Source organism: Bartonella sp. AA83SXKL (assembly GCF_042196965.1).
Classification (GTDB): Bacteria; Pseudomonadota; Alphaproteobacteria; order Rhizobiales; family Rhizobiaceae; genus Bartonella.
The window spans coordinates 1-17,391 of sequence record NZ_JBHIRG010000017.1 but is presented as its reverse complement, the minus strand read 5'-3'; the positions used below and the strand labels follow the sequence as shown (position 1 = coordinate 17,391).

8 protein-coding genes, 2 tRNA genes and 2 pseudogenes are annotated in these 17,391 nt (G+C 38.5%); 6 read left to right on the top strand and 6 right to left on the bottom strand.

Translation table 11 applies throughout. The features are described from left to right. Positions 1–55: 55 nt before the first annotated feature. Together ACFINO_RS07405 and ACFINO_RS07400 are read right to left on the bottom strand one after the other, a co-directional pair. Positions 56–3,181, bottom strand: coding sequence for an autotransporter outer membrane beta-barrel domain-containing protein (locus ACFINO_RS07405; protein ID WP_375655344.1), 3,126 nt, complete (start codon positions 3,179–3,181; stop codon positions 56–58). Positions 3,182–3,856: 675 nt separating this feature from the next. Then, entirely contained in the window at positions 3,857–10,162 is a 6,306-nt protein-coding gene (locus ACFINO_RS07400) for an autotransporter outer membrane beta-barrel domain-containing protein (protein ID WP_375655343.1), read from the bottom strand. A gap of 198 nt (positions 10,163–10,360) precedes the next feature. Between ACFINO_RS07400 and ACFINO_RS07395 the strand changes: the two genes are divergently transcribed. The 5 genes from ACFINO_RS07395 (at position 10,361) to ACFINO_RS07375 (ending at position 14,210) form a co-directional block, all read left to right on the top strand. Then, positions 10,361–11,311, top strand: coding sequence for a siderophore ABC transporter substrate-binding protein (locus ACFINO_RS07395; RefSeq protein ID WP_375655342.1), 951 nt, complete (start codon positions 10,361–10,363; stop codon positions 11,309–11,311). Between the two features lie 106 nt (positions 11,312–11,417). Next, positions 11,418–12,374, top strand: a complete 957-nt coding sequence (locus ACFINO_RS07390; protein WP_375634191.1) for an ABC transporter permease — start codon at positions 11,418–11,420, stop codon at positions 12,372–12,374. Continuing rightward, positions 12,367–13,317 (top strand): iron chelate uptake ABC transporter family permease subunit, encoded by a 951-nt coding sequence (locus ACFINO_RS07385; protein ID WP_375655341.1) that lies wholly within the window; start codon positions 12,367–12,369, stop codon positions 13,315–13,317. The genes ACFINO_RS07390 and ACFINO_RS07385 overlap by 8 nt, the downstream gene beginning before the upstream one ends. After that, entirely contained in the window at positions 13,314–14,072 is a 759-nt protein-coding gene (locus ACFINO_RS07380) for an ABC transporter ATP-binding protein (RefSeq protein ID WP_375634197.1), read from the top strand. Before ACFINO_RS07385 ends, ACFINO_RS07380 begins: the two co-directional genes overlap by 4 nt. 64 nt (positions 14,073–14,136) lie before the next feature. Continuing rightward, positions 14,137–14,210, top strand: a tRNA-Gln gene (locus ACFINO_RS07375). Between the two features lie 138 nt (positions 14,211–14,348). Here ACFINO_RS07375 and ACFINO_RS07370 read toward each other — a convergent pair. The 3 genes and pseudogenes from ACFINO_RS07370 to ACFINO_RS07360 all read right to left on the bottom strand — a co-directional run. Continuing rightward, a pseudogene (locus ACFINO_RS07370) lies at positions 14,349–14,554 on the bottom strand (DNA adenine methylase); the annotation flags it as partial. Between the two features lie 1,233 nt (positions 14,555–15,787). After that, positions 15,788–15,877 (bottom strand): annotated as a pseudogene (locus tag ACFINO_RS07365) (DNA adenine methylase); the annotation flags it as partial. 234 nt (positions 15,878–16,111) lie between these two features. After that, positions 16,112–16,501, bottom strand: a complete 390-nt coding sequence (locus ACFINO_RS07360) for a VOC family protein (protein WP_375655340.1) — start codon at positions 16,499–16,501, stop codon at positions 16,112–16,114. A 260-nt stretch (positions 16,502–16,761) separates the two neighbouring features. Between ACFINO_RS07360 and ACFINO_RS07355 the strand changes: the two genes are divergently transcribed. Continuing rightward, a tRNA-Gln gene (locus tag ACFINO_RS07355) sits at positions 16,762–16,835 on the top strand. 187 nt (positions 16,836–17,022) lie between these two features. On the opposite strand, the gene ACFINO_RS07350 is transcribed toward ACFINO_RS07355, so the two are convergent. Then, the coding region (locus ACFINO_RS07350; RefSeq protein WP_375655339.1) for a DnaB-like helicase C-terminal domain-containing protein at positions 17,023–17,391 on the bottom strand (369 nt) is incomplete at its 5' end.

Genomic DNA, 17,391 nt, shown 5'->3' with positions numbered 1-17,391 from the left:
AGCCACAAGTATAACTTGTAGCTTTTTGAAAGATTAATCAAAAACAGAAATAATACTAGAAATGATAACGCAATCCACCTGAAAAACTCGTTCCAGAAAAACCAGCTTTCGTTAGTTTGTGCTGATAAACCAAATCGCCGTAAAGCGCAAAATTTTGAGATAATTGGGCATTAAAACCTAATCCAGTTTCTAATGAAGAACCAAAAGCACCTAGCTGAAAAGCATCTTTAAAATGCACAAATTGTTTTCCTTCAAAACCATGAGCAAGATGAAGCTTGCCATAGAAAGAAACAACCTGAGCCTCATCAGTAGCAACCAGCCTCTTTGTTAAACGTCCTCCAACACGCCCTACCCACTGATGAAGTTTTCCTAAATCAATATCAAAGCCGTCCACATCACGCACCTTATTAAATTGAAGATATTGATAAACAACCTGAACTTGCGGATCAAAAACAAAACCGTCCTCCCCCACCATAAACGTTTTACCAGCAGTTAATGAAGCACTTAAAGGGAAACCCTTTAATGTTGCCGTCTTGCCCCGTGCAGTTGTTAGAACATCACCTTTAAACAAGCCGTAAGACACAAGACCATCAACGTAAAAACCTGCATCATGCTGCATACCACCATATGCCGTAACTGACCATTTATCAAATGTACTTTTTTGACTCTGCTCAACATTCAAAGGTTGCAAAGAAAATCTCTCGTAAGCCCCGATAATTCCAAAAGAAGTGGAACCATACATATTTTCGATTGCTTTCAGCAAAACGCCTGCCTCTATGGCATTATAATTAAACTCGCCGCCATAACCATATTCAAGCGCGGAAAGATTTGAAGTATAACGATGATTGCCGCCATAACCGCTCACAAAAAAGAGAGGGTTTTCACGACTTTCTAATAAGCCCCCAGAAGTAATTCGCAAAGCTTCTAACCGCTTATTTTGATTGTTAACATTCATCAAACCAATATGACGTAAAGCATTAGGCAAAAGGAGATAAGTCGGAACCTGCGGAACAACAGCCTTAACGCCCGGCTTAGGACGAGGATGAGGCTCCGGAGCTGGTTCTGGAGAAGGTTCTGGTCCCGGAATTGGCTTAGGAGCAGGATCTGGTTTAGGTTGAACATCAGAATCTATAGACCTACTTTCAAGGCGGAAATCCCAAAAATCTCCGCTCCCTTCAACTAATCTCTGATTCATGCTTGCTTTTCCAAACTCAGATCCTGGACCATAACTATAAAGCTTATACTGATAAGGTAATTCGTTTAACGCTACATAACCACCTTCCAACTGAAAAGAATCTTGCTTTGCTTCTCCAGAAACCTGAATGATTGAAATACCTTCAGCATTCCCCCCCTTTCCCGTATATCCTCCTGGACTTCCTGCAACTCCATGCACTTGGAGCTTTGTTTTTCCCGAAACATCACCATGAATTAAAACACGATCAGTCTTTTGATGATTAAGAGCACCACCACTATTCAGGTATGTATTAAGGGAAATAGAGGCACCTTCCCGTGCTCTATAAACCTCACCCTTTCCCTTTCCAATACGAAGAGTTTGATAATCATCAGCAGAAGAAGATTCATGTCTTTTAAAATTAATAGAGCTATCACCCATAAGACTAACGAGTGAAATAGAAGAATCATTTGCAACCTTACGTTGATCTTTTTGCACCTGTTGTGGTAAAATCCATGTAGAATGACCTCCCAGATAAAGTTCGGCATGAGAATCTTTATCAACGTGAGTACGACCTTCAAGGGTAGAACCATCAGCCAAAACCGTTATAGAAGCCCCTTTCTCAGCTCTTAATAAAAAATTCCCTGAACGAAGAGTACTTTTCATCAAACTCACCGCACCAGAAATAAGGTTTTCACCATAAAGAGCCGTATCGTCTGAAACAGAAAACTCTGTGGTATCAAAATTAACAACTTCCAATCGTGGTGGAGCTTTTTCTTCCTCTAATGAAATCTCCTCTTTTTTATCCCCATCTTCGCTCCATGGCTTTTCTCCCTGAAAATAGATACCATAAGATCCCTCACCCTTTACTGTAACAGAAGAAGACTTAAAATTAGCCTCGGTCACATAAAAGTTATTCGATAAATCTTCAGTTTCATCTTTTGAGTCAGAACGTTCTGGTACAACACTAAAAGGCTTGACGGGATTTTCTAATAATATACCATGTGCACCCTCAACCTGAATAGTCCCCCCTGTAAACTCAACACGTCCCCCTTCATCCATTAAAAAAGCTGCATCATTTTTGTCTTTGTGTCCCTTTCCAGTAAGAGTAACACCATCGAGAATCACCGTGCCTCCCAACATCGCAGAAATCCCATGACTGTTGGTAAAGTTAACCTCCCCACCTTCCACCCAGATATCTGCACCGCTATAACTGGAAAGACTTACCTTCCCATCACGCGTATTAACTTTTGTATCCTTTAAAATAACCAATGAATTCCCCACGGCTTCAACAGCCCTATCACTGTCCTCTATAATCCCCTGCTTTATCTCAATTATCCCATTATGAGCGAAAAGAGCTAACTTTGTATTTTGAAGCGTCGGTTTTTTCAAAACAATCTTTCCGTCATCTGATACAGCCACACCACGCAAAAAAGATTTATCAGAAACTTCACTGCTAACAGTTACATTCTCTCCATAAACTCTGGTCCCTATCCGTTTCACCGTTATAGCAGTAGGATCAACAGGATAGTTGGAAAAGTTCTCTTTCGTAATTGTATAAGATTTATTATCAATTTTAGGATCTATCCCACAATTATCACATACATAATACAACCCACTATGGTAATAAAACCCAGGATTCACTCCTCTTCCATCAGAGTCTGCATCTTTAACAGAGTTATTTACATTATCCTTATGTCCATTCCATCCCTCCACTCCACTAAGCTGACGATAATCATTTCCTCCACGAATACCCTCATCGTTATTGCCAACATTAATCATATTAGAAGGGTAATAATTATCCCCACTCTCTCCAGGAAGCTTATGCTTATTACTCCCGCTAAGATGAGGAGAAGAATTAGCAGAGACAACTGGGATAACCTTTATAACATAAGGTTTACTATCCTTCCCCTCTGCAGCCGCATACACTTCTCTTCCATTTTGAAGCAAAGAGAGGATAGCTGTTGTACAAGCACATAAACATACATGATTTCTAAAAACTTTAATCATAGTTCCCTCGAAACTTTCCTTCCCCTCTCATTAAAAACAAAAGCACTTACAAAACACCCCATTGCACACCTCAAAAATACGAAAAGTGTAACAAAAGAACATGCCTCATGCTCATCTGAACTGTGTAATGAATTATCCCAATAAATTTGGCAAAAGCTCTACGCCAAAACCACCTATAAGAGAACAATTACAAAAACACACTTTATGAGTGTATAATGCATTCTGTATTTCGTGTAAAGAAAAAATAAAACCAGTGCGTGCAATTAATTAAAAACACAATCAAACCTTGTGATTTTAAAAATTAATCCACAAGGAGATGAATGAAACAATGACTTAAATCAGTAGAAAACAAACTCTCAAAAACGAGCTTTAGAAAACATCAAATATTATATTAGATAATATCAATACAGTACTAAAAAGGATAACGTAACGCATACCGGTCTGCTGAACGCTTAAAAAGCCGATAAAAGCGAGGCACTCTATCGCATCAGTAGCAGCATAAATTTTAAGAAAATTCGCTTTAGTGGAGAAAAGTGCTCTCATGCATAAAACAAACTATGTCTTTTTTGCTTAATAAAGAAGACGAGATTTTTTAAGAATAACACAAGTTGTTATAAAGAAAAAAGGCAGCACAATGTGCTGCCTTTTCTAAAAAGGTACATAGTGTACCTTATATTAAAACTGATAACGTACTCCTCCGGAAAAACTTGTTCCCGAAAAACCAGCCTTATTAAGCTTATGTTGATAGAGAATATCAGCATGCAGAGAGAACTGTGGCAACAATTTGGCATTAAAACCTAATCCAGCCTCTAGAGAAGAACCAAAAGCTCCTAACTTGAAAGCATCATTGAAATGCACAGACTGTTTTCCTTCAAAACCATGAGCAAGATAAAGCTTACCATAGAAAGCAATAGCATTCACGCCTTCAGAACCTGTAGGAATCTTGGTTAAGCGTCCACCAACACGTGCTACCCACTGATTAAGGTTACCCATTTCAATATCAAAATTGTCAATATCACGAGCTTTATTAAACTGGAGATGTTGATACACAACCTGAACCTGCGGATCAAAGACAAAGCCCTTATATCCTGTCGCAATTGTCTGACCACCAGCTAAAGAAACACTCAAAGGATTACCTTTTAATGTTGCTGTTTTACCCCGTGCAAGGGTGAGAACATCACCTTTGAACAGACCATAGGATAAAAGACCGTCGACATAGAAGCCAACATTATGCTGCATGCTACCATATACCGTAGCAGTCCATTTATCAAATGCACTCTTCTGACTGTACTCAACATTCACAGGCTGCAAAGAAAGTTTTCCATAAGTTCCCATAACGCCAAAGGATATAGCATTGTCGGTATTTTCAATAGTTTGCAGCAGAACACCCGCCTCTACACCATTATAACTAAGATCGCCGTCATAACCATATTCAAGTGCGGACAGATCTGAAGCATAACGGTAACTTCCACCATAGCCGCGCAAGTATAAAGCAGGATTTTCACGAACCTCTACCATTCCTGTAGAAGTCATCCGCAACGTCTCCAATTGCTTATTTTGATTGCTAATATCCATCAAACCAGCGTGGAATACACTATTAGGCAAGCTGAGATAAGTTGGAACCTGTGGAACAACAGACCTTACAAATTGTTCAGGAAGGGCAGCAGATCCAACAGACTTAACATACTGATTTTCTAAACGGAAATTCCAAAATTCTCCACCTTCCTTAACAAATTTCTGCTGAACATGCTCCTGTTTCGAAGTCGCTTCTGGAGCATAAGCACGAAGGGTGTATTTGTAAGGTGAGTTTATCAGTGCAACATAATTGCCATCGAGTTGGAAAGAGTCTTTCTTCGCTTGACCATAGACCTGAATAATTGAAACAGTATGAGCAATCTTGGCATTCGCTTTACCATCTCCTACATTGCCCGCATCACCTCGTACATGTATTTTTGTTTTTCCAGAAACATCACCATGAATGACAAGCCGATCAGTGACTTGCTGATCACTCGGATCACGAGGATTTAAACGTGCATTGAGATGAATTACAGTATTACCCTGTGCCGCATAAATAGTTCCTTTCCCATTTCCAATATGGAGAGTCTGATATTTTCCTTCAGATTCCGAAGGTGCAAAATCAATAGCACTATTTACAAGACTTACAGAAGAAATGCATGAATCCACACATCCTGAATCTAGAGTCCCCAAATTCCTCTGTGCACTTCTTTTTAGAATCCACTGTGAACTATTAGCCAAGTCTAATTTTGCATAAGAATTTTTATCAACGCGAACACCGCCTGTAACAATAGAATTATCAACAGAAACCGATATATTGGAATCATTATCGGCTTTTAATAACAAGTCACCAGCAAGGGTTGTTTTATTTTCTAATGAAACACGACCACCAGAATTATTACCATAGATAGCTATACCATTTGCAACTTCAAAATCAGTTTTTTTCAATGAAATTGCCCCCGTTACGCCTATAGTTGCATTCTCCTGTTTGGATACAGCGCTCCGCTTAACAACACTTGTTTGCTCAGTTGCTAAATCCTTACTTCGATTTTGTTGACTCGCTTCCTTCTGTGTTCCCCCATCAAAATATATGCCGTAGACTCCGTCACCTTCCACTTTAACAGTAGAAAACTCGATATTTACGTGATTCATAGTAGGACGAACGTCAGAAGATCTCCTTCTCCTAGAAGAACCCGTCTCAACAGCATCCCCACTCTTCATAACCCACACAGCATGGGCATCAGTAACAACATTTCCGTTCTTAAAATCAACAGAAGCATTATCCCTCACCAGAAAAGCTGCACGCCCAAAGTTATCTACAGAATCTAACTTACCCTGTCCTTTTTTCGCAGTAATATTAACTTTGTCTAACTCAACGCTTCCCCCAGCTTCTGACCTCACAGCCACTCCCTTTTCCAAAGTAATAGCCCCAGAGTCCATAGACACCTTACCAGCCTGACTTACCAGACCAGCCATAGCTAAATCCCCCGTTACGTTAATCTTCATATCCTTCAAATTAACAGATGATCCAGAACCTGCCAAAGCACCCACATAAAGCGCATCTACTGTTCCACCAATCATCTTAACTTTTCCGCCACTTTTAGCTTCAAGCCCAATCATAGAAGAGGTAATTGTTGATTTATTATCCAAAACAACTTCTGCCCCCTCTTCTGCAAGCACAGCACTCACGAGTTTTGATGGAGTAACACCAAAATTATCTTTACTATCTGAAGAATCCGCACCACTAATAGTAGTACCCTCTAGCTTGATAACTGTATTTGGATTTACTGCATGCATAGAATGCTGAGTTTTCTCACTTGCCTTCAGTGTCTTCCCTGTTATTATCCGCGATTTACCATCTCTACACAAATAAATAGTCCGCGATCCCTTCTCTCCATTATTCATATCATCACATGTAGAAGAAATCATTTCCTTACCAATACTATTAGGCGGAACAATACGTCCAACAGATCCATTAGGAGGTGTAGAAGATTTCTCAGAAGCCTCAGAAGTAGAAGGCTTCGTGGAAGCTGCTGATTTTATAGGTGAAAGCTTATTCGATATAGTATGCCCAGATGATACAGAAATCCCATCTGTCGATATCACTGAAACCCTATCTGGATCAGATCTCCCAAGTGAATTAGCTCCTGAAGGTATTAAATTTAACGAACTTCTACCTCTAGATGAAGGAGATGAATTGGACGAAACAGTATATACGTTATACCCAGATGTCCCAGATCTTGCAGGATTAGTAGATGTCCTCTCCTCAGATACAGTAGGAGTAACAGGAGACGTAGTAGAAGAAGGAAGAGACGTCACAGCTTCAGATGTTCTACCCACCCCCTGATCAGTAGATGCGCCCCCCTCAGATACAGCAGAAGTAACAGAAGACGTAGCAGAAGAAGGAAGAGACGTCACAGCTTCAGATGTTCTACCCACCCCCTGATCAGTAGATGCGCCCCCCTCAGATACAGTAGAAGCAACAGGAGACAGAGTAGGAATAGACATTACAGCTTCAGATGCTTCACTCTCTACATCATCGTATCCTTCATATCCACCGTCTATATGACCTTCATCACCTGTCTCAGTTCTATGAATCCCAGAATTCACACCAACTGTATCAGAATCACCGTAACCTACTATAGTATATTCTACTTCATTTGCATTCTGTCTAGGATCTTCACTTCCATCAACAGCAAGAAGATAAATACCTGTACTTCCATCACTTGTTACCAGTTCTTCATCATAACTGAAAGTTCCCCCCAAAATATAAGGATTCGGTTCCCTTCTTTCACTTCCATCAACAGTCTCTTCAGTTGTCAGGGTATGTAGAGAAGGAGATAAAGGATCTGATATTGTAGAGGACTCATTTCCAGACTCTTCATGACTTACATCACTTGTATCAGATCTCCCAAGTAATGCGGGGTTCCCATTCGTATTAGAAGTAATAACTTGATTAGGTGGTCTAGATTCAGAAGTTTCAGATGGAAGATTTGATCCTACAGAAGAATTATCTACCTCACTTCCCACAATTTCACGAGATGGCACGGAAGGAGTATTTACTCCCGCCCTCCCCCTATTGCCACCTGAGACAAAAAGAGAACTACGCTCATAGGGCAAATTTTTATCTTCTAAACGAAAATCCCAAACATCTTTACTGCCCGCAACTAAAGCCTTATCGAAATACTGCATTTTCGAAGGAATAGTTGGACCATAAGCACGAAGAACATACTGATAAGGAGTTCCGAGCGTAACATAATCATCATTTAAACTAAAAGAGCTTTCTTCTGCCCTTCCGAAAACTTGAATAAGTGAAATACTATATCCCTTATTGTTACTGCTACCACCCCAACCTACTCCTTGTGCCTTCACCTTTACCTTAGTTTGTCCAGAAACATCACCATGAATCAATAGTCTATCAGAATTTCGACCAACAACCTTACCAGATACATCTACGGCCTTACCAGATACATCTACATTGAACTGAATTGTAGAAGTCCCCTTAGCACTGTAAACAGTACCCTTTCCTTTTCCGATTCGAAGAATTTGATATTCAGTAACAGCCTTTCCACCATTAGAACCCGCACTATTTAAATTTTTTATTGAAGTAAAAAATTCAATAGCACTATCTTGAAGACTCACAGATGAAATACATGAATCTATACAATGCTGATCGGCATCTTCTGAATCTTCATAGGAACTTTTTTTTACCCGCCATTCTGCTCCATTGGATAAAAAAAGCTCAGCATGAGATTTATCATCAAAACGAGTAGCACCTGAAATGATAGATTTGTTAGCAAAAACGGATAAATCAGATTTTTTAGCTTTCAACAAAAGAGAACCCGAAACTTCCGATCCATCTTGTAAAAAAACGTAACCTTTCAAACCATCACCGTAAATAGCGACACCCTCTGGAACTGTGAGAGAAGTCTTTTCTAAAAGAACCCCATGTGGCACAGGGTCCTCAGACTGTATCCCATTAGCCCGACGATCAAAGTCTATACCATAAGACTTTTTACCTGGAACCTTAATAGATGAAGATTTTATAACAGCATTTAAATTCAAGAAATTAGAGAATGGATCAATGCCAAGAGCACTCTCTTTCTGTATTCTAGCCTTATAAACAGAAGAAAAAATATCACTAAAAGCTTTGGGAAAAATATTGGAAGAACGATGGGAAGAACGCAAATAAACAGGAAGATACTCCTCCCTATTTTCATCTTCATCTTCATCTTCAAACTCAAAATAAGTGTTTATATTTTCTTGCATATTTCGTACAATGTTGCTCGCAATATTTGGACCAATCTGCAAAAAAATACTATCGGAAACATCAAAATTCCCATCTTTAAACGAAATATAACCGTCACGTGATAGCAAAGCAATGCGCCCAACATCTTGAGAAGAATCATCTCTATCAGAATCTTCCGGCAGCACCAGCTCTCCGCTCCTCTCCTTCACCTGTGCCGCCCCATTTAATTCAGAAACATTTTTTTGAATGCTAACACCTTCCAATAGAACAATTCCCATTTCTGAAGCGATAACCCCTATCGTTGTATCTCCTAAAGAAAGTGTTCCTTTTTTCATCTCTATTACAGATTTATCATCACTCCACAGACCAACTATCTCTGCTGTAACACGTGCATTTTCCAAAAGAACCACACCTTCTTTTGAAGCCATAGCATTCACATAACGGCTGTGAAGGGAACCACTATTCATAGCAACCTTTCCATAACTAGAAGCTCCAAGCCCATAAGCAAATCCTTCAACCACTGTATCGTTCAAATTAATCGCAGCGCCAAGTTGAGACTTACCATCCGCAAATACAGAGCCCCTACCTTCACCCTGAAACAGAGTTTTATTTTCAACCACCTTAATATCTGTGCCTTCTTCAGCAACCACGGATATCTCAGATACATTAATAACTGTAGGCAAAGGACCTGTTACATATATAGCACGATCATACCTTCCTGCTTTAAGCGGAGTTTTACTACTACCTTCACCTTGTCCAAGTGTATGCGTAGCACCATCATCACAGAAAATAGACGCTCTAGACAGAGATTCTTTGGCCGAAGAACAAGGTGGTAACAATGCTGGAATTGATTCTACTAAAGAACCCTGTTGCACAGAACCAGGGACACCGCCAACGCCAACACTAGGGACACCACCAGGAACACCAGCGCCACCAAGTCCACCAGCGCTGCTAGAGACACCAGCGCCACCGCCAGGGACACCGCCAACGTCACCACTAGCGACTTGTGCTAAAGGAGCTGCAGGTAATTCTGCTACTTTAGGTGTAGGAGATTCTGATGAACTTCTAAAAGATGGTATTATAGATGACAATGAAGAAGTTAGGCCTGAGAATGACCAAAAACTACTCCCTATAGAAACATCTACACCTTGCAAAAAGAAGAAAGCACTTGTTGTCAGTGCGTACAAACGTGTACGCTTTTTAAATACATTGATCATATGTCAAACTTTCTAAATAATGTTGCAAAAACACTAGAATTAAGTGAAAATGAGGTAAGTGAACGGTTTGTAACATATGTCAGTCAACTTTACAACATAGTGTTATTTATTTACGCTTCATTTTGTGCATAAAAATACCAAAGTTAAGTTTTTAAGTGCGCAAACCTTTGTAATATTAGATAAAAGGATAAAATCACGATGATAAAATATATGAAATGGATGACTTCTGTTTTACTGGTTGCAATTAGTTTTGCAACGATTTTGTGGACTCATACGAGTATTGCAAATACGAGTACCCAGACAAATATAACAATTGATCATGTTTCAGGCACGACTTCTGTTCCCACTTCTCCGCAAAAGGTTGTTGTGTTTGATCTTGCCTCGCTAGATAATATGAATCGCCTTGGTATCCAAGCAGTTATCGGCCTTCCTGAAGGAAAAAAACCTTCCTATCTGCAACAATTTGACGATGCAAAATATGAAAGAATTGGAACCGTTTTTGAGCCAGATTATGAAAAAATTGCCACTCTTCAACCCGATTTGATTATTATTTCCTCCAGAACTCAAGCAAAATATAAAGACTTATCCAAAATAGCCCCAACAATTGATCTAACCGTAGAAAACGAAAATTCTCTTGAAGATATAAAACGAAATGTGTCTATCCTTGGAAAAATTTTTGGTAAAACACAAGAAGCAGAAAAGGAAATTGCAAAAATTAATGAAGCTTTTGCTGAAGTCCGTAAAAATACCCAAGGAAAAGGCACCGGGCTCATACTCATGACCTCTGGTGGAAAAATCAGTGCTTTCGGACCAAAATCACGTTTCGATATTTTTCACTCCGCTTTTGGAATTGCCCCTGCAACCGATAAACTTACCGTGCAAAAACATGGACAACTCATTTCTCCTGAATTCATTCTTGAAACCAATCCTGATTGGTTGTTAGTGATTGATCGCGATGCAGCCATTGGACGGGAAGGACAATCCGCAGCACAATTGCTCAACAATGAGCTTGTTCACCGCACAACAGCAAGCAAACAAAACCAAATTATTTATTTGGACTCTTGGAGTTGGTATCGTGCAAATGGTGGTTTAACAGCACTCCTTGAAACCGCACAGCAGATCAATGAAGCCTTTACAAAGAGCAAATAAGCGCACGAAAGAGCTTGATTGCTATATAAATAAAATTTAAAAGCAGGGGTTGTTTATGAAACAACCTTTGTTTTTTTTATTAAGTTTTAAGAGAAAATGATTTAACGTGAAGAATTACTGGATAACCATAACACTTTTAATTTTCCTGTCTATCCTCAGCATTTTTGTTGGTTATTCTGATGTCACACCTTCTAACCTTTTCGCAGCCGATCCCCATGCGTGGCTTATTTTTTGGCAAACACGTCTTCCTCGTACCATTGCAATCCTTTTAGTAGGCGCAGCACTTGCACTTTCAGGCATGATTATGCAACTATTAACACGCAATCGCTTTGTCGAACCATCAACCACTGGAACCATTGAATCTGCTTCCCTTGGCATTCTTTTTATTATGATTTTTTGGCCCAATATTCCTGTTTTAGGAAAAATGGTCGTTGCGACAATTTTTGCCATGGTAGGCACTTTACTTTTTATGTTTTTATTGCAACGCATTCCTCTAAAATCTGCTCTCATTGTACCTCTTACAGGGATTATGCTAAGCTATATTATTGGCTCTTTAACCAATGCCATTGCAGATTATGAAATGTTACTTCCTTCTCTTCAAGCTTACTTATTTGGCAGTTTTTCGATGGTTCTTGAAGGAAAATATGAACTCTTATGGCTATCTCTTCCCCTTTGTATTCTGGCCTATTGTACTGCTGATCGCTTTACGGTTGCAAGTTTGGGAGAAGATTTAACCAATAACCTTGGATTGAATTATCGTGTTGTCATGTTTTTTGGTCTTTTTATTGTCGCCTCAATCACTGCTGTTGTTGTGTGTACCATTGGCCGTATTCCTTTTGTTGGGTTGATTATTCCAAATATTGTTTCAAGTTTCATGGGAGATAATATGCGCTATACCGCTCCTTGGGTGGCCATCAGCGGTGCAGGATTGGTCTTGATTTGTGATCTTTTAGGACGAATCATTCATCCCTCTCTTGAAATTCCCATCAGCACCATAATGGGTGTAATCGGTAGTTTTATTTTTATGATACTGCTTTTACGCTGGAGAAAGCGTCTTGGATAGAAGAAGAAAAACAATATGTGTACTAACAACACTTATCATCATAGCATGCACTGTCATTAGTCTTTACATGACGTGGAATATCAATGTTTATACATGGAAATTTCGTCTTACAAAACTTTCCTCTCTGCTTCTTATTGCCTATGCAATAAGCGTTTCCACGGTTTTATTTCAAACAATCGTTAATAACCGTCTTCTTACCCCTTCAATTATGGGATTTGATCAGCTTTATATTTTAATAAAGACTGCCCTAATGTATTTTGTAGGCTCTCTTTCTTTGCCCTTTTTGAATGAAGAAGGACAGCTTGTTCTTGAAGCCCTCATTCTTATCCTTTTTTCAATAAGCCTTTTTCGCTGGCTCTTTTCAGGAAGCCTAAAAGGGCTTCATTTGACGCTTTTAATCGGTGTTGTTTTAGGCGGATTTTTTTTCAGTTTACGGATGTTTATGCAATTGCAACTAAATCCAGACCAAATGATGAATTTAACCGATATTATGTTTGCAAATTTTAATAAATTCAATACACCGTTAATAAGCTTTGCCACAATCATTGTCCTCATTGTGAGTCTGATTGGATGGCATTCCCGTCATCTTCTTGATATCTTGGCTTTAGGACGTGAAAATGCCCTCAATCTTGGCGTTAATTACCACAAAAGTGCGACAGCTGTCCTTATTTTTGTTTCCATTCTCGTATCCATTTCCACCGCATTGGTAGGCCCCGTCACCTTTTTTGGACTGTTAGTTGCCAACCTTTCCTATGAACTTTCTCCTAAAGCAAAACACAGTATTGTTGTTCCAATTGCAATATTATTGGCTATTATTTGTCTGGTGGGGGGACAATTTATTTTAGAACAAATTTTTCATATGGCAGGGCGTTTAAGTTTTATCATTGAGTTTTGTGGGGGAATTGTTTTCTTAATGTTACTGATGAAGGGAAAACTAAAATGATTGAGATCAATCATCTTTCCAAAGCTTACGGAGCACGATTGATTATCGATAATTTATGCCTTCATCTTCCAAAAGGGGGGATTATTTCTCTCATTGGGCCCAATGGTTCCGGAAAGTCCACTCTTTTAATGCTGATAAGACGTCTTTTGCCACACCATAATGGGACAATTCATATCGACGGCTTTGATATTGATAAAATGCCCCTCGATATTTTGGCTCAAAAACTCTCAATTCTGCGTCAAGAAAATCCTTTGTCTTTTCGCTTAACCGTGTACGATTTAGTGAGTTTCGGACGCTATCCTTATTCAAAAGGCTGGTATACACATGAAGATAAACAATTTATCGACAGTGCACTACGCTATCTCGGCTTACAAGATTTAAAAGACCGTTTTTTAGATGAGCTTTCTGGCGGTCAGCGTCAACGCGCTTTTATAGCAATGGTTATCTGCCAAGACACTGATTATCTTCTCTTAGATGAACCATTAAACAATCTGGATATGAAACATGCCGTTTCTATGATGAAGCAATTACGCCGCACAGCTGATGAACTGAAAAAAACCATTCTTATTGTTATGCACGATATTAATTTTGCCTCATCTTATTCAGATATGATCGTTGCATTGAAAAATGGGAAAGCGGCCTATTGTGGGACTCCAAAAGAAATTATGCAACCAAAAATTCTTAAAGACATTTATGATGTCGATATTCAAATCAAAACAATTAATGACATCCCTATCGCTCTTTATTATCGATAATCATAAAGATTTTTTGCGCTTGCATGCACTATAGAATCTGCTAGGGATAATAAAATTGGCTTATTGGGGAATAGTTTAATGGTAGAACAGCGGACTTTGACTTCGTCAATCTTGGTTCGAATCCAAGTTCCCCAGCCAGTCTTTAATGATTGTAGCTTGTCATCGGGTTTTGTATAATTTGAAAGCAGGTTTTGCATCAATTTATTTTTTTCAAAGGATCTGCAAAAACTTTCAAGGGTCATTTAAAATCCCTTTAATGCATATTTTTCTCTTCCTCTAAAAATCGCAATTTGAGATGATAAGCTCTTGAGCCGGTGCGGATTCTTTGAACCACATGTATAAGATGTGCCAACCTCTTTTATCTTAAATTGGCTAAAGATTTTTCGGATCTGAGACACATCATTGAGAAAGAAGAATTTTTCTCTTGCGCAAGCAAAGCAAACATTGTCTGGTAATCCTCTCGCAAATAAATCCTTTCCATAGTAATACACGTATATCTGGCTCTGTTTATGGGAAAGCCTTATCTAATAGCTATAAACCTATCTAAAGAGAGAATTCAAAAAAGAAAGCCGAGCCAAATGATATGACGCGGCTTTCAGATATTGATTATAAGATTCAAATGAATCATCCACAATGGAGTAATAAATTCATATATACAAAACGTATCATATTGCAAGTGCTCTATTTAGAAATATGAAAACTTATCAAAAGAAACGTAAATGATCGCTATGATTTTGATATCATTCATTAGCATTATAGAATCTATAAACGCTTGGTAACTTTATCAATCCAATCAAAAGAAAATGCATCTTAAATGAATGTCTTCTCAATAAGGCTTTCATAAGTATCTTTTCATTTTGCACTCAAATGTAACTTCTTTGCAAATTAACCAGCTCAAATTTGAGTTGGCAAAATTAACCAATCCAATTTTGGAGGCGTTATCTTTAGAAGAGCCATCTTTAAACATTATAGCTTTTGACTCAAAATTGAATAAAATCCCATACCTTAGATGTTACAATGGTTTTGAATTTTGCTGCCTCATCTTTTTTTCAATAGGTGCCCCCCAAATTTTGAGAGAGCTCATTTGGTTTCGTATTTTTAAACTGTAACTTTTAAAACGTTTTTTTCTCGCTTGCTTGCGTTATAGCATTAAAAGACTTTCAATTTCATAAGACATAACATTGTGATTTCATTCTATATTGTGATGATAGTATCTATATAATGCCTGCCTATCATTTACTAACTTTTTAGTAAGCGTTTTTAAAAACGATCTTATCTTTAAATCCTTTTATGCAATCTTTAGAACCCAATCTATAAGCTTATGATAGTTTCAAACGATTATTCCTTTTCAGGTTGCGCTCAAATAAAGAGCAAAACACATCCCATTCTTAAACGCATACAATTTATGTTATCGATAATTCCAAACAACTGCAATTTTAAACAATGTAATTTGTGCTGTGATAAAAACGTATCATAAAATTTATGACCTGTTATGAATTATAACCGCTTTTCATTTAATTTGAATGCACCCATGCGTTATAATATTTGCATCATGATTTGCTTTTTATGGTCTATACATCTATGGCAATCTTATATAAAAAATGATCAATTCAAACATGCATAAAAGTATGGGTTCTTAAGTGGGTTCATATAAAATAATTGCACTTAATATATTGACTTTATTAGTTTTTATGTACAGTATCTTTTTAACTTCATAAAGATATCAATTTCCTTGTAAAGAATATTCCTCCCATTCCAATAAAAGGCTCAATATAAGTGCGATGAGGGATAGCTTTTATGATTTTACAAGTACTGATCACTGGCCATGCAATAACGCCGACTGATCTCCAAACCAATTAGACCACCTGTGGAAACAGGCAGGCTGTGGGGCTGAATATAAAATGGAACAGCACCGAACGAATAAGCCACGCGCCGCAAGTAAGCCTCTTAGCGTGCATAGCTTATAGGTTTTGGAAACAGATAATTATTATAATTGAGGTACTATAATTTAGGCGATTAAAGATCGGATCTTAAGCTTTTTAATCCAGTGGACAAACACGAATAATGTGTCCGTCCGGATCTTTGATTAGGAAGGTACGTCCAAATACATCAGTATACGGTTCCTTCAAAACATTTATCTCAACAGTGGTTTGCTCTTGCCATTCCACATATAGCTTATCTACGTCCTCTCCTGTTGGCAACATAATGCCGATTTCTGAAAAACGAGGCACATTCTCCTCAGGCGTATCGCCCCCTGACCAGAGAGCAAAGAGTGCATCCCCCGAAGAAGCAAATGCAACATAGCGTGGCGAGGCAAACACAGGTTCTTTCTTGAAGATGAATTTGTAAAAAGCCGTAGAGTACTCTATGTTTGAAACGTATACCAACTGTAGGTTTGGGGTAACAGGATAAGTAGGAATATTACTCATAAATTCTCCATGATTTAGTAGCTGTTGCCTGACAGGCATATACCTATTAGAGAATATTTCAACAAGAGTTTGTGATGCCTCCATTCGCGGTGTGCTCTATTTATATGTTTTTATTCGCTTATTGCTATATGCTAAAATATTGAGACCGCCACTACGGGGATTATAATGATATCCCTATCGCTCTTTATTATCGATAATCTAAAGATTTTTTGCACTTGCCTACACTATAGAATCTGCTAGAAATGGTAAAATTGGCTTATTGGGGAATAGTTTAATGGTAGAACAGCGGACTCTGACTCCGTCAATCTTGGTTCGAATCCAAGTTCCCCAGCCAGTTGTATTGTAGCTTGCCAGCAGGTTTTGTATATTTTGACACTAGGTTTTGTTGTAGCTTGCCAGCAGGTTTTGTATATTTTGACACTAGGTTTTGTACCAATTTATTTTTTCTCAAAGAGTTTTAAAGGATCTTCAAAGACCTTTCAAAGGGTATTTAAAGCTCTCTTTAACGCATTTTTCTGCTCCTATTTTTCCAAATCACTAAAGCATGTAAAGTCGGATTGAAATGCAAGGGGGACGATTCCTGTCGGACCATGGCGTTGCTTTGCTATAATAACCTCGGCTTTACCCTTGGCTTGCTCCATTGCATCTTGCCATTTGCTATACTCAGCGGTGCCTTCTTTGGGTTCTTCATTTTTGAGATAATATTCTTCACGATAAACGAACAGAACAATGTCGGCATCTTGCTCGATTGAACCAGATTCACGTAAGTCGGAGAGTTGTGGACGTTTATCGGTTCGGTTTTCAACTTGACGTGAAAGTTGTGACAGAGCAATGATGGGAATATTGAGTTCTTTTGCAAGTGCTTTTAATCCGGTGGTAATGGCTGTAAT